Source organism: Cryobacterium soli (assembly GCF_003611035.1).
GTDB classification, from domain to species: Bacteria; Actinomycetota; Actinomycetes; order Actinomycetales; family Microbacteriaceae; genus Cryobacterium; species Cryobacterium soli.
On sequence record NZ_CP030033.1, the window covers coordinates 1,874,145 to 1,888,326 of the forward strand.

General features: G+C 69.4%; 13 protein-coding genes. 9 read left to right on the forward strand and 4 right to left on the reverse strand.

Annotated features, from left to right (window positions below; genetic code table 11):
- Nucleotides 1-3 precede the first annotated feature (3 nt).
- On the reverse strand, nt 4-3,036 hold the full coding sequence (topA, locus tag DOE79_RS08615; protein WP_120338151.1) for a type I DNA topoisomerase: 3,033 nt from the start codon (nt 3,034-3,036) through the stop codon (nt 4-6).
- A 263-nt stretch (nt 3,037-3,299) separates the two neighbouring features.
- On the opposite strand from topA, the gene DOE79_RS08620 reads away from it, so the two are divergent.
- Nucleotides 3,300-3,560: a hypothetical protein gene (locus DOE79_RS08620; protein ID WP_066592806.1), complete on the forward strand. Its 261-nt coding sequence runs from the start codon at nt 3,300-3,302 to the stop codon at nt 3,558-3,560.
- Between the two features lie 9 nt (nt 3,561-3,569).
- Here the strand turns inward: DOE79_RS08620 and DOE79_RS08625 are convergent, their stop codons facing one another.
- From DOE79_RS08625 to DOE79_RS08635, 3 genes are read right to left on the reverse strand one after another with little or no spacing between them, the layout of a single operon-like run.
- A complete protein-coding gene (locus DOE79_RS08625; protein WP_245977213.1) occupies nt 3,570-3,938 on the reverse strand; it encodes an Rv3654c family TadE-like protein in 369 nt (122 codons plus the stop codon).
- On the reverse strand, nt 3,935-4,288 hold the full coding sequence (locus DOE79_RS08630; RefSeq protein ID WP_120338153.1) for a TadE family type IV pilus minor pilin: 354 nt from the start codon (nt 4,286-4,288) through the stop codon (nt 3,935-3,937). The genes DOE79_RS08625 and DOE79_RS08630 overlap by 4 nt, the downstream gene beginning before the upstream one ends.
- Nucleotides 4,269-4,616, reverse strand: a complete 348-nt coding sequence (locus DOE79_RS08635; RefSeq protein WP_120338154.1) for a DUF4244 domain-containing protein — start codon at nt 4,614-4,616, stop codon at nt 4,269-4,271. The genes DOE79_RS08630 and DOE79_RS08635 overlap by 20 nt, the downstream gene beginning before the upstream one ends.
- A gap of 193 nt (nt 4,617-4,809) precedes the next feature.
- Here DOE79_RS08635 and DOE79_RS08640 point away from each other — a divergent pair, with 193 nt between their 5' ends.
- The 8 genes from DOE79_RS08640 (at nt 4,810) to DOE79_RS08675 (ending at nt 14,181) form a co-directional block, all read left to right on the forward strand.
- Nucleotides 4,810-5,652: a helix-turn-helix transcriptional regulator gene (locus tag DOE79_RS08640; RefSeq protein ID WP_120338155.1), complete on the forward strand. Its 843-nt coding sequence runs from the start codon at nt 4,810-4,812 to the stop codon at nt 5,650-5,652.
- A 155-nt stretch (nt 5,653-5,807) separates the two neighbouring features.
- On the forward strand, nt 5,808-6,869 hold the full coding sequence (locus tag DOE79_RS08645; protein ID WP_120338156.1) for an ABC transporter substrate-binding protein: 1,062 nt from the start codon (nt 5,808-5,810) through the stop codon (nt 6,867-6,869).
- On the forward strand, nt 6,866-7,987 hold the full coding sequence (locus DOE79_RS08650; protein ID WP_245977214.1) for a FecCD family ABC transporter permease: 1,122 nt from the start codon (nt 6,866-6,868) through the stop codon (nt 7,985-7,987). Before DOE79_RS08645 ends, DOE79_RS08650 begins: the two co-directional genes overlap by 4 nt.
- Nucleotides 7,984-9,042 carry a FecCD family ABC transporter permease gene (locus tag DOE79_RS08655; protein WP_120338157.1) on the forward strand — a complete coding sequence of 353 codons (1,059 nt, stop codon included), beginning with the start codon at nt 7,984-7,986 and terminating at the stop codon, nt 9,040-9,042. Before DOE79_RS08650 ends, DOE79_RS08655 begins: the two co-directional genes overlap by 4 nt.
- A 10-nt stretch (nt 9,043-9,052) precedes the next feature.
- Nucleotides 9,053-9,841: an ABC transporter ATP-binding protein gene (locus DOE79_RS08660; protein ID WP_245977215.1), complete on the forward strand. Its 789-nt coding sequence runs from the start codon at nt 9,053-9,055 to the stop codon at nt 9,839-9,841.
- Nucleotides 9,838-11,496, forward strand: coding sequence for an ABC transporter transmembrane domain-containing protein (locus DOE79_RS08665; RefSeq protein WP_120338159.1), 1,659 nt, complete (start codon nt 9,838-9,840; stop codon nt 11,494-11,496). The genes DOE79_RS08660 and DOE79_RS08665 overlap by 4 nt, the downstream gene beginning before the upstream one ends.
- Nucleotides 11,489-13,294: an ABC transporter ATP-binding protein gene (locus DOE79_RS08670; RefSeq protein ID WP_162942674.1), complete on the forward strand. Its 1,806-nt coding sequence runs from the start codon at nt 11,489-11,491 to the stop codon at nt 13,292-13,294. Before DOE79_RS08665 ends, DOE79_RS08670 begins: the two co-directional genes overlap by 8 nt.
- Nucleotides 13,291-14,181: a siderophore-interacting protein gene (locus DOE79_RS08675; protein WP_120338161.1), complete on the forward strand. Its 891-nt coding sequence runs from the start codon at nt 13,291-13,293 to the stop codon at nt 14,179-14,181. Before DOE79_RS08670 ends, DOE79_RS08675 begins: the two co-directional genes overlap by 4 nt.
- The last annotated feature ends 1 nt before the right edge of the window (nt 14,182 follow it).

Consider the following 14,182-nt stretch of genomic DNA (forward strand, 5'->3'; position numbering starts at 1 on the left):
CCGTCACGACTTCGCGGCCTGGGCCGCCTTCGCGGCCGCGGTGGCCGCCCGGGTGGCCGCTGCCTTCGCGGCGGTGGCGGCCTTCTGTTCCGGCGTGCGTTCGGCGCGCGGCGCGGTGCCGGGCGTCGCGGATGACGTGCCGGACTTCTTGGCGGGTGCCCGCTTGGCGGCCGTCGTGGTGGTGCTGCCGGCCTTCTTCGCCGGAGCCTTCTTCACGGCGGCCTTCTTGGCGGGCGCCTTCTTCGCGGCCGCCTTCTTGGCCGGAGCCTTCTTCACCGCGGGGCCCTTGGCCCGCTTGTCGGCGAGCAGTTGCACGGCCCGCTCGTAGTCGACCTCTTCCACGCTCTCGGCCTTGGGGATGGTGGCGTTGGTGATGCCATCGGTCACGTAGGCGCCGAACCGGCCGTCCTTGATCTTGATGGCCTTGCCGCTCTCCGGGTCGGGCTCTTCGAAGTCCTTGAGCGCGCTGGAGGCACGGCGGGCGCCGTACTTGGGCTGCGCGTACAGGTCGATGGCGCCGGCGAGGTCGATCTCGAAGATCTGGTCTTCGCTGGTGAGCGAGCGGGTGTCGACACCCTTCTTCAGGTACGGGCCGAACTTGCCGTTCTGGGCGAGGATCTCGGTCTGGGTTTCCGGGTCGATACCCACCACGCGCGGCAGGTTGAGCAGCGCCAGCGCGGTATCGAGGTCGACCGTGGCCAGGTCCATCGACTTGAACAGCGACGCCGTGCGCGGCTTCACCGCGGCGGCGGCCTTCTTGGCCGGGGCCTTGCGCTTGGGCTTGGCGCCGGCGGCGGTAGCGGATGCGGCGGCCGTAGCGCCGGCGTCGGCCAGCTGGGTGACCTCGCCGGTGAGCGGGTCCACGGTTTCGCCGGGGCCGTCGGTGTCGGCCGGCGGCTCGAGCTCGGTCACGTAGGGGCCGAACCGGCCGTCCTTGGCGACGATCTCCTTGCCGTTGTCGGGGTTGACGCCGATGACGCGGTCGGTCACGACCGGGGCGTCGACGAGCTCACGGGCCTTGGCCGGGGTGAGTTCGTCGGGTGCCAGGTCCGGCGGGATGTTCACCCGGCGGGGCGTGACATCCGGGCCCGCGCTCGGGTCGACGACCTCGAGGTAGGGGCCGTACTTGCCGATGCGCAGGGTGATGTCGTCGACGATGTGGATCGAGTTGATCGACTTGGCGTCGATCTCACCGAGGTTGTCGACCACCTGACGGAGCCCGCGGTGCTTTTCGGACCCGAAGTAGAAGCTGGTCAGCCAGTCGACCCGGTCGGCGGTGCCGCCGGCGATGCGGTCGAGGTCGTCTTCCATCTCGGCGGTGAAGTCGTATTCCACCAGGTCGGAGAAGAACTCCTCGAGCAGCCGCACCACGGAGAAGGCGATCCAGTTGGGCACCAGAGCCTGGCCGCGCGGGGTGACGTAGCCGCGGTCGGTGATGGTGGAGATGATCGACGCGTACGTGGACGGGCGGCCGATGCCGAGCTCTTCGAGCTTCTTCACCAGGCTGGCCTCGGTGTACCGGGCGGCCGGGGTGGTCTCGTGGCCCTTGGCCTCCACCTCGACGAGGGTGAGGGACTGGCCCTCCTCCAGCGGCGGCAGCTTCGACTCGGTGGCGTCGGTGGACGCGTTGCGTTCCTCGTCCTTCGACTCCTCGTAGGCGAGCATGAAGCCGCGGAAGGTGATCACGGTGCCGCTTGCGGCGAACTCGGCGAGCGCCTCCGCCGCGGCGGGGTGCGCGGCCTGGCCGGTGGGGCCGGCGGCGATGGTCACCGACGCGGTCGATCCGGTGGCATCGGCCATCTGGCTGGCGACGGTGCGCTTCCAGATCAGGTCGTAGAGCTTGAAGTCGTTGCCGCGCAGCGAGCTGGCCAGCGATGCCGGGGTACGGAACGTGTCACCCGACGGGCGGATGGCCTCGTGCGCCTCCTGGGCGTTCTTGCTCTTGCCCTTGTACAGGCGCGGGCTCGCGGGCACGGTCTCGGGGCCGTACAGCGACGCGGCCTGCTTGCGGGCGGCGGTGATCGCCTGCTGCGACAGCGACGGCGAGTCGGTACGCATATACGTGATGTAGCCGTTTTCGTACAGCGACTGGGCCACGCTCATGGTCTGCCGGGCGGTGAAACGCAGCTTCCGCGCGGCCTCCTGCTGCAGCGTGGAGGTGGTGAATGGCGCGGCGGGGCTGCGACGGTAGGGCTTGGAGGCCACCTTGGTGACCGTGACTGGCACACCCGGCACCTTGAGCGCGTCAGCGAGGGCGAGGGCGGATGCCTCGTCGAGCGTCGCGGCGACGACCTTCGGCTTGAGCTTGCCGGTGTCGTCGAAGTCGCTGCCGGTGGCGATGCGTTCGCCGCCGAGGCGCACGAGCTTGGCCTGGAAACCGTTCTCGGCAGACGCACCGGGGGCGAGCTGGGCCAACAGGTCCCAGTAGCCGGCGGAGACGAAGGCGAGGCGTTCGCGTTCGCGGTCCACGACGAGGCGGGTGGCGGCGGACTGCACCCGGCCGGCGGAGAGGCCGGGGCCCACCTTGCGCCAGAGCACGGGCGAGATCTCGTAGCCGTAGATACGGTCGAGGATGCGCCGGGTCTCCTGCGCGTCCACGAGGGCGGTGTCGAGGTCGCGGGTGTTGTTGGTGGCCGCGATGATGGCGTCCTTGGTGATCTCGTGGAACACCATCCGCTTGACCGGAACCTTGGGCTGGAGAACCTGGAGGAGGTGCCACGCGATGGCCTCGCCTTCGCGGTCCTCATCAGTTGCGAGGAGGAGTTCATCGGCGTTCTTCAGAGCTCGCTTGAGGTCGCTGACGGTCTTCTTCTTGGCGTCGGAGACCACGTAGTACGGTTCGAAGCCGTTGTCGACGTCGACGGAGAATTTGCCCAGCGGGCCCTTCTTGAGCTCCGGCGGCAGATTCTTGGGCTCGATCAGGTCTCGAATGTGACCGACCGACGACAAAACCTCGTATCCGTCGCCCAGATAGGCGGCGATCGACTTCATCTTCGTCGGTGACTCGACAATGACCAGCTTCTTAGTGCCTGGCACCAGACTCCTCTTTATAGGTAACGGTCTGTGTAACGACCAAGCCACACCATACACACAGGAATCGGGTGTGCGCCTACCGAGACGGCGGTGGAGGGCTCCGAATCGCCTCCACGGTAGCTCGACTGTGGCCCGATGCAAGGCCTGGGCCGGGCGCCGCACATGTTCCCGGAAATGCGCTGGGGACGCGCGGACAGCGGCGTTGCCCGACCGGCCGGATTCGGTTTGGGGGTTGCCTCTCGGGGGCGCAGACGGACAATGGAGACATGGGTACAGCAACGCACGACACATATACCGCGAAACTCACCGATGGCCCGCTCGAGGGCAAGACCGTCACCACGGAATTCCTTGAATCCGGGGATCCCCGGCCGCGCATCGAGATTCCGTCGGATTCGCACGGCAAACGCTACCTCTACGCTCGTGCCGCCGGGCTCGAGTTCGACTCCACCGAACACCCCGAACGCCCCACGGCCGTGGACTACCGCTATCTGGAGGCCGTTTTCGAGGCGTCCGGCTCGTCATCGTAGCCGGGCGGGCTAGTCGGGCTGGTCGGGCGGCCCGGGTGGCCCGGCTCGTGCCCGGGACGTCAGCACGAACCCGCCGGCATCCCTGGTCACCGTCACGGTGACCACCAGGCCGTCGACCGTGCAGGCCACCAGTCGCGCCGAATTGAGGTCGGCCGCCCGCTGCGCCAGCTCGCAGGGCACCCCGGGCACCAGCCCGGCAGCCGTGTCCGCCCCGGCGAGCGCGGATGCGTCCGCAGCGGCCCGTACCGATTGGCCGATCGTGAGCAGGCCGAGAATCGGCAGAAGAAGCAGCGTCACCGCGGCGACCGCTCCCACCACGGCCACCGCGAGCACCGACCCCGAGCCGCGCTCCCCCGCCATCCACGCAGGCGCCGTCATGGGCCGCCCGCCAGAGCGCAGGATCGCGCCCCGAAGGTGAGCCCCGCGGCGGCGAACGGCCCGAAAACGCTCACGGCGCGGAGTTGGGCACAGACGAACTCGCCCTGATGCTCCACCGCGAGTGTGGCATTCAGGCCAAGACCGGCCACCATCCCCGCGGCCGCACCCGAGGCCTCCCCGCGGGCGAGCAGCCGGGCCGCCGACCCCGCGGCATCCGCCAACCGCACCTGCTGGCCGACCACCTGCACGGCGCCGAGGCAGCAGCCCAGCAGGAGCAGTATGGCCGGCAGCAATGCGGCGAACTCGGCCGTGACGCTGCCGCGGTCAGCGTCACCCCACCGTGAGCGCACTGCGCACCAACTCGGTGAGGATGCCGCGCACCTCGTCGCCGCGCAGGATCACGATGAGCAGCCCCGCGAACCCGACCGCCGCCATGGTGGCGACGATGTACTCGGCGGTGGCGGCGCCCCGGTCCTCGCGCAGCCGGGCAAGCGCCCGTTGGGTGTTCGAGCGGATGGTGCGGGTGCGCACCAGGCCGTTCCGCACGCCGGACCCTGCGCCCGGGTGGTGTCGCGCCGGCTGGCCGGCGCGGGCGGCGGCCGATTCGCGCCCCGGGCTCCCCGCTCCTCCCGGGGCGCGCTCGGACGGAGGGACGGATGGGCTGATGAGCGCGGTCATGGTGGATCTCCTTTCGTGTGCAAGACGCGGTATGGGCGGCTTGAGTGCAGTCAGCCTGCTCTGACGTGACCGACTGCAGGCCACATGGCCGACCGACGGTGCACTGTCGGGCGACGCGCCAGACTGTGGAGGAGACCCTCCCGCTCATCACGCCGTCGCTTGCGCACTCTCCGTTGCTACGCTGAACAGCACAATGAACGCGTATCGGCAGGCCGAGTGGGACGCCAGCGGGACGTATCCGTCCACGGTGACCGCGCCCTACCTGATGGGCACCGGAGTTGTCACCGGAGACGACGGTCACTCCCGGCCGATCTCCCCACCGCACAGCCACCCCGACGCCATGCTCGCGTGGTGCTACCGCGGCACGGTGTGGGTGTATCTGCACGACGCGATGTGGCAGCTCGCCCCGGGCCAGGGCGTCTGGATTCCAGCGCACACCCCGCACACCGCCCGGCACGAGCGCGATTCGACGGGGTGCTACACCTACATCCCCGACACCGCTCTGATCAACCCGGTCACAACGATCACCCGGGTGCTCGTGCCGCGCGCCGTGCAGGAGATGCTGTTGCACCTCGGGATCAACGATATGGACGACGGGCTGCGCGTGCGCACGCAAGCGGTGCTCATCGAGATGCTCCAGCAACCCGCGCCGGAGGCTGCAGAGCAGTGGAGAGCAGTGCCACTGCCTGCCGACGACCGGGTGCGCGCGCTCGTGCAGGCCGTGCTCGCCGACCCGGGTGACACCCGCACCGCCCGCGAGCTGATCCTGGCCCACGGCCTGCACGAACGAACGGTGCTGCGCGTCTTCACCACAGACATCGGAATCAGCTTCGGAAAGTGGCGCACCGGCGTGCGCATGACCCAGGCTGCCCGGCAGATCGTGGACGGCACCCCCATCGGTGCCGCCGCGCAGAGGTGCGGCTACGCCACCACCAGCGCCTTCTCGGCCGCGTTCAAGCAACGGTTCGGTATGACCCCGCGGCAGCATGTGGCGCGGGTGCAGAGCGACTCCGCCCACCAGCTGTACTGGCGCTGACCGCACTCACTGTCGGTTTCGAGACACAAATCGTCTCATCCGCGACACATGTGTCGTCATTACGCCCCTAGCATCGTTATGTTAGGTGAGGCTCACCTAACTATTGAGTCGCGTAGGCGCGACATACCCCTCCCCCATTTCTCATAAGGAGAACCATGCAGCACGTCTTTGCGCGCCCGAAGGCACGCCGGGTTTCAGCGCTCATAGCGGTGGCCGTCGCCACCGTCCTCACCATGACCGGATGCGCCACATCCGCAGCGGACACCGCACCCGCGCAGGCCGCTGCAGACGGCGTGGTGATCGAACACGCGCACGGCTCCACCACGATCACCGACAAGCCCCAGCGCATCGTCGCCCTCGGCTGGATGACCCCCGATATCGTGGCCGCCCTCGGCGTGAATCCGGTGGGCGTCGAGGAAGTGTGGGGCGCCGGCGACAGCGGCTACCAGCCCTGGTTCGAGGACTTCGTCACCGCCGAGTACGGCGAGACACCGGAGATCATCCCGTTCACGGACGAAGGACCGAACTACGAAGCAATCAAGGCGCTCAAGCCCGACCTCATCCTCAGCCTCTACTCGGGCGTCACAGACATCGAATACGAGCGTCTGAGCGAGATCGCCGCGACCGTTCCCTACATCGAGGGGCCGTGGAATCCCGGCACATGGGAGGAGATGACCCGCACTGTGGGCACGGCCATGTGGGAAGACGCCAAGGCAGAGGAGCTGATCGGCGATACCGAGGAGTTGATCTCCACACTCGCCGATGAGCACCCCGAATTCGACGGCAAGACCTTCGTCTGGGGCCTGACCCTGAACGAGGGCGGAACCGACCTCGGGGTCTACCTCGAATACGACCCCCGGGTACGCATCACCGAGGCACTCGGATTCACCTCCACCTCGGCCATGGGCGGTTTCCTCAGCTCCGCCGAGGGCGACAACTGGTACACCGGCGTGAGCCTGGAGAAGCTCTACGACGTGCAAGCAGATCTTTTCGTGGCCTGGGGCGGCAGCGCGGACGAGGCCACCTACACGGTGGAGAACAAGGTGGTCTCCCGTTGGGAGCCGATCGCAGCGAATTCCTATGCGATCTACGCCGACGCCGCAGCGGCATCCGCTATCAGCGCGCCGACGGTGCTCTCGCTGAAGTACATCCTGCCCACCTACGTCGACGACCTGGCAGCGGCGCTGCAGGGCACGCCGACCATCTCCGGCACGTGAGAACCGAGGTGTCCCGGTCGGCCGAGCTGCCGGCGCCGCCGGTGACGGATGCCGACCGCGGCGCCTCGACCACCGTCGCGCCGGAGAGCGATGTCCCGGCCATCGGGGCGGCACCGGTGCGCACCGCCAGGCGCGTTGCCGGATTGGTCGTCATGACGTGCGTGCTGGTGTGCGTCACCGTCGCGTCCCTGGCGATCGGCAACCGGGCGATCGACCCGATGACCGTGCTGGGCGCGCTCACCGGCTACGACGACGCAAACCCGCTGCACCTGATGGTGCTCGAGCTGCGGGTTCCCCGCACCATCCTGGGTATCCTGGTGGGCGCCGCGTTGGCGGTCTGCGGTGGCCTCATCCAGGCTTTCACCCGCAACCCGCTCGCCGACCCGGGCATCCTGGGGGTCAACGCCGGCGCTTCCCTCGCCGTCACCTTCGCGGTGGGCGTGCTCGGCCTCACGACACCGGGCGCCTACGTACCGTTCGCGCTAGCGGGCGCGCTCGCCCTGACGCTGCTCGTGTACACGCTCGGCAACGTCGGGTCGAACGGCGCGACCCCGATGAAGCTCACCCTGGCCGGAATCGCTCTCGGCGCCGCGTGCACCGGCTTCACCACCGCGATCGTGCTGCACGACCTGGGCACACTGCAGGTCATGCGGTTCTGGGGAGTGGGCTCCATCGGCGGTCGTACGCTCGACCAGCTCGCCTGGGCACTGCCGTTGATCGCCTCGGGTCTGCTCATCGGCCTCGTCTGTGCCCGGTCTCTCAACGCGCTGGCCCTCGGCGACGATCTCGCCCAGTCCCTCGGCGCCCGGGTGCGAGCCACCCGGCTCTGGGTGATCATCGCCGTCACCCTTCTGGCAGGCACGAGTGTGGCCGCTGCCGGCCCGATTGCGTTCGTGGGCATCATGATTCCGCACGTCGTGCGCTGGTTCACCGGCCCCGACCAGCGCTGGGTGCTGGTCTACTCGATGGTCGTCGGGCCGGTCTTCCTGCTGCTCGCGGACATCCTGGGCCGCGTGGTACTGCCCAGCGGTGAACTGCGCGTGGGCATCGTCACCGGAATCCTCGGCGCCCCGGTGCTCATCGCGCTCGTGCGCCGCAAGCAGGTGAGTGGGCTGTGAGCCCCGAACAGCCCAGCGTCGATTTCGGTCGCCGATACCTGCGCATCCGCACCATCAATGTCGCCGGACTCGTCCCGGTTCGCGCGATCGTCGTCAGCGCGGTCCTGGCGGTCGTGATCCTTGCGGCGGGCATGGCGTCGATGACCGTCGGAGCCTACGAGGTACGCCTGGATGCGGTGCTCCGGGCGATCCTGGACCCCGCCTCCGACCCGGACATTCGGCAGGTCGTCGTCGAGTGGCGCCTCCCGCGGGTGCTGTTCGCCGTGCTCTGCGGCGCCGCGCTCGCGCTCTCCGGCGGGATCTTCCAGTCCCTCACCCGCAACCCGCTCGGCTCGCCCGACATCATCGGCTTCGGCATCGGGGCGCAGTTCGGCGTCACCCTGATGATGGTCGTGCTCGAGCTGAACACCTACCTGTTCAAAGCGGCAGGGGCGCTGCTCGGTGGCCTGTTCACCGCGCTGCTGGTGTACGTGTTGGCGAGCAAGAACACCATGTCGTCGTTCCGGCTGATCATCGTGGGTATCGGCGTCTCGGCCGGGCTCGGCTCGCTGACCTCCTGGATCCTCATCTCGGTGAGCGTGGAGAAGGCGATGATGGCCGCCACCTGGGGTGCCGGCTCGCTCGCATCGCTCGGCTTCGACCAGCTCCTGCCCGCCACCATCGTGTTCGTGGTCGTGCTGGTCGCGGCACTGCCCCTGAACCGCACCCTCCCGATTCTGGAGATGGGTGACGATGCCGCCACCGCCCTCGGCATCCGGCCGGGACGCACGCGGCTGGCGTCGATGGTGCTCGGGGTGGCCCTGATCGCCCTCGTCACCGCGGCGGCCGGCCCGATCTCGTTCATCGCCCTGGCCGCCCCGCAGATCGCCCAGCGACTGACCCGGTCGAACACCCCGATGGGAACCCTCCCGGTGATGCTGACCGGAGCCGCCCTCGTCGTCGTCTCCGACCTGGTCGCCCAACTGCTGTCGGTGCCCGTCGGCGTCGTGACCGTCTCCGTCGGCGGCCTCTACCTTGCCTGGCTGCTGGCGGCCCAATATGCGCGCCGCGCCTGAAAGGAACACCGTGACCGCTTCTCTGCTCGCCCGCGACATCACCCTGGGCTACGGGGACACCCGGATCGTCTCCGACCTCTCCCTCGAGGTGCCCGATGGCTCGTTCACGATCATCATCGGCCCCAACGCCTGCGGAAAGTCCACACTGTTACGCGGGTTTGCCCGGCTGCTCCGCCCCAGCACCGGCGTGGTCCTGTTGGACGGCGCCGAACTGCGCACACTCAAGCCGAAGGAAGCGGCCCGCCGGCTGGGCCTGCTGCCGCAGTCCTCGATCGCACCGGATGGCATCACCGTCGCCGACCTGGTGGGTCGCGGCCGGTTCCCGCACCAGAACGCCATGCGCACCTGGAGCCGCGAGGACGAGCGTGCAGTGGCGGATGCCCTCGCGGCGACCAATACCACGGGCCTGTCCCGCCGTCTGGTTGACGAGCTCTCCGGCGGCCAACGGCAGCGCGTGTGGGTGGCGATGGCCCTGGCCCAGCAGACCGGGCATCTGCTGTTGGATGAGCCGACGACGTTCCTCGACATCGCGCATCAGATCGACTTAATGGAACTGTTCGCCGACCTGCACCGGAGCGGCACGACGCTGCTGGCGGTGCTGCACGACCTCAACCACGCTGCCCGATACGCCACCCATCTTGTGGCGATGCGCGACGGGATGATCGTGGCGCAGGGGGACCCGCGCGAGATCATCACCGCCGAACTCGTCGAGGCCGTGTTCGACCTGCCCTGTACCGTGATCACCGATCCCGTCGCGGGCACACCGCTGGTGATTCCACTCGGTCGGCGCACATCATGAACGCCACCCCGGGCCCGGTGACCCCGCGCCGGTTGTTCATCATCGCCCTGACCACGCAGGGCCGCGGGGCCGCCCTGGTCGCAGCCACCGGTCTACTCATGACACACGCCCTCGCTGAGACCGCCATCCCCGTGATCATCGGCGTCACGATCGACCGCGCCGTGCTGCCGGCTGACCCCGCGGCTCTCACCGGATGGCTCGGCCTGCTGATCGGCGTGTTCCTGGTGCTGACCGTCAGCTATCAGTCGGCCGCCCGACTGATGGTGACAATTTACGGTTACGGCGAGCAGGCCCTGCGGCAGTTGGCCCTGTCCCGCATTCTGCGACCGCGACTCTCCACCCGCACCCTCACGCCGGGCGAGGCCCTCACCTACGTCACCTCGGACGCCTACCGGGTCGCCGGGGTGGCGTGGTCGGTGGCTCAGCAGTGTGCCACGCTCGCAGCCATCGCCGGCTCGGCGCTGGCCATGTCGGCGATCTCCCCGCTCGCCACTCTGGTGGTGTTCGCGTCGACGGCCACGATGATGCTCGTGATGCGCCTGGTCTCCCGTCCGTTGGAGAGCCGGGGACTCTCGGAGCAGCGGGCGGCAACGGAGGCCGGAGCCGTCGCGGGCGATTTCATGAGCGGGTACCGGGTACTGGTGGGCATGCGCGCACGCCGCGAAGCCGAGCGGCGGTATGTCGCCGCCAGCGACGCCTCCCGGATCGCTGCGACGGCGGCTGGGCGCTCCCTGGCGGGCTTCGAGGCGGTGAGCGCCACCCTCGCCGCAATCACCACCACGGCGCTGGCCGGTTTGTCCGCCTGGTTCGCTGTGGAGGGCCGGATCAGCATCGGCGAGCTCGTCACAGTGCTCGGACTGGCGCAGTTCATCAGCGGATCGCTCGCCTACGCGGGCTCGTTCCCCTCCAACTGGATCCACAAGTTCGCCTCGGCGCGGCGGCTCGCCGAGGTGATCAACGCCGACGACCTGCTGGATGAGCCCGGCACCGGCGACCCGATCGACCGGCCGGCCGAGGTGGTGCTGGCCTTCCACGCAGGGCCGGGCACCGCCGGCACTGCGGTGGAGGTGCGGCGTGGTGAGCTGCTCGGCATCCGTTCGGCGGACGGCGATGCGGCCAGCGCCTTGTCCCGACTGCTGGGCATGCGCACTCCCTCCGACCGCGGACAGGTCACGCTGCAGGTCGATGGCGCCCACCGCGACCAGCGCGACCTGCACCCGATGGAGTACCGACGCCGGGTCGCCTCCCTGCCGCACCGTCACACGATCACGGGCGGGACGCTGCGCGACGCCGTGCGTGGGCACGGGTCCTCGGACGACCCGCGGCCCACGCTCGTCGACATCGCCGCACTGCACGACACCGTGGCACAGCTCGGCGGCTGGGACGCCGAGGTCGGCGAGGCCGGCCGGCGGCTCTCCGGCGGCCAGCGGCAGCGGATCGGCCTCGCCCGAGCACTGCACACCGATGCGGAGGTACTGGTTCTCCACGAGCCGACCTCCGCTGTGGACGCCCTCACGGAGGCGCATATCGCGGGAGCGTTGGCCCGGCACCCACGCACCACGATCGTGATCACCACCTCACCCGTGCTCCTCGCCGCCTGCGACCGCGTGATCGACCTGGACCACACCGAGAGAACGGCGGATGCCCGTGGCTGAGCGCACAGACACCACCCTGCCGATCGCGACAGCCAGGCAGGTGCGCGCCGTCATCCTGGAGCTGCTCCGGCGCCATCGCGGCCGGTCGGCAGCCGTGGCTGCACTGTTCCTCGCCGCGTCGGCGCTGGGGCTTGTTATGCCAGCATGTCTCGGCGGCATCGTCGACGCCGTGTCGTCGGGCGCCGCGGTGCCCGACATCGCGGGCTGGGTGGCCGGGGTCGCCGCCGGCGCGATCGGCGCCGCCGGGGTCGCCCTGTGGGGAACCCGGGTGCTGACCGGGCTCGTGCAAGACGCGCTCGCGAGTCTGCGCGAAGACGTCTTCTCGTCGGCAATGCGACTGCCGGTGAGCACGGTGGACGACGGCGAGAGCGCCGATCTGCTGTCGCGGGTGACCGGCGATGTGGATGCCGTGGCCGAGGCCGGCGGAAACGTCGTGCCGACCCTGCTCTCCGCGGCGTTCGCCGTGGCGGTGTCCGTGGCGGCGTTGACCGCGCTCGACCCGTGGCTGGCCCTGGCCGGAATCGCCTCGGTGCCGTTCTATCTGCTCGGTACCCGCGCATTTCTCAGGCGCTCACGGGTGGTGTTCCGGGAGGTACGCGTGCGCGAAGCCGCCCGCAGCCAGGCCGTGATCGACGCGGTGGACAGCGCAGAGACGCTGACCGCTCTGAACGAGCAGGACCACGCGCTCGAGAGGGTGCGACACCGTGCCGAGGATTCGATCCGGATGCAGATCGAGGGCGTCCGGCTGCGCAACCGCCTGTTCCGGTGGATCAACGGCGGTGAAGCCGTCGGGCTGGTCACGATCCTGGCCACGGGTTTCGCGTTGCACGCCACGGCCACGATCAGCGTGGGAATGGTCACCACCGCCGCCCTGGTCTTCCATCGACTGTTCGACCCGATCGGCCAACTGATCTTCGCGCTCGACGACATCCAACGGGCCACGATCGGCCTTGCTCGTCTGGTCGGGGTCATCGACCTGGCTCGCTCCGCGCCCGCAGCCGGCTCCACAGGTGCGCTCTCGTCGGAGCAGGCCGGGTCGCTGCCGCCGCGTGCCGGGAACGCCGGCATCGACCTGCTCGACGTGTCCTTCCGCTACCCCACGACCGGGCGGGGCGTGCTCGGGGTGACCCTGCGGGTGGAGCCGGGAACCACCACGGCACTGGTCGGCACGTCGGGCTCGGGCAAAAGCACCCTGGCCCGCGTCATCGCTGGCCACCATCCGCCGAGCGCCGGCAGTCTGAGCGTCGGGCACGGGACGGAACATCCCTATTACATCTCGCAGGAACTCCACCAGTTTCGAGGGAGCGTCACGGACAACATGCGCCTGGCCGCACCCGACGCGACGGCAGACCAGATCGCCCAGGCGTTGGGAGCGGTCGGGGCCGACTGGGCGGTGTCCGAAGGGATGCTCGACGGGACGGCGCTCGTCGGTTCGGACCCGGCGCCGAACGAGGGGCGCATCCAGCAACTGGCCGTGGCACGGGCCCTCCTGGCCGATCCTGACCTCGTGATTCTCGACGAAGCAACGGCCGATGTGGGTCTGCGGCATAGGCCCGCCGTGGAGGCGGCGATCCTGCGGCTGCGCCGGAACCGCACCACTGTGCTGATCGCCCATCGTTTGGAGCAAGCCTCGACCGCCGAGCAGATCGTGGTCTTCGCCGACGGCCGGGCGACCCAACGGGGCACCCACGACGGGCTCCTGACCACACCCGGAACGTACCGAACGTTCTGGTTCGCCCAGCAGGGTTTCGGCCCCGCCCCTCTCGACCCGCCCACCGAACAGACGGAGACTCCATGAACATCCACCGCGGCATCGTCAGCAGAACCACCCCGCTGACCCCCACGCTCCGCCGGGTCACCCTCGAAGGTCCGGGCATCGCCGATTTTCTCAGCACCGGCATCGGCGACGAGTACGTGCGCGTCTTCTTCCCGCACGGCGACGACCCGACCGAGGTCTCCCTGCCGGTGCCGGAGGGCGACTGGTGGGCGACCCCGCCCGGAGCACCCGAAGCCCCGATGCGCACCTACACGATCAGCGGCGTGCGTCCGCACGTCGGCGAGGTCGATATCGACTTCGTCATCCACCGCACGGGCATCGCCGGCCCGTGGGCCGCGAACGCCCGACCTGGCCACGTGATCGGCCTCAACTCCCCCACCGGCCTGTATGCCCCGCCCGCGGACACGACCTGGCAAGTGTTGGTCTCCGACCTCACCGGCCTGCCCGCCGTCGCTCGCATCGCCGCCGGAATCCGGGCAGGCATCCGCACCCGGATCGTGCTGGAGGTGCCGGACGAGAACGACCGGGTGGAATTCGCCGTACCGGAGAACGTGGAGGTCACCTGGGTGATCGGCGGCAACGGCCACGGCCCGAGTGCCCTTGGCCAGGTGGTGCGCAGCATTGTCGACGCCAGACTGCCCCTGGCCGAGGGATATGTGTGGGTGGCCGGCGAGACGGTCGCGCTGCGTGACGTTCGCGCGTATCTGCGCCGGGAGCTCGGCCTGAGCGCTGCCCGGTTCAAGGTGATCGGCTACTGGACGCCAATCGAGAACTGGACCTCGAAGTATGCCGACCTGCCCGAAACGGTGCGACGTGAGCTCGACGCGATCTGGGTCGACACGCCGCATGACGAGCCCGAAGACGTGCAGGTGCGGTTCGAGGCCCGGCTGAACCAGCTCGGCCTCTGAC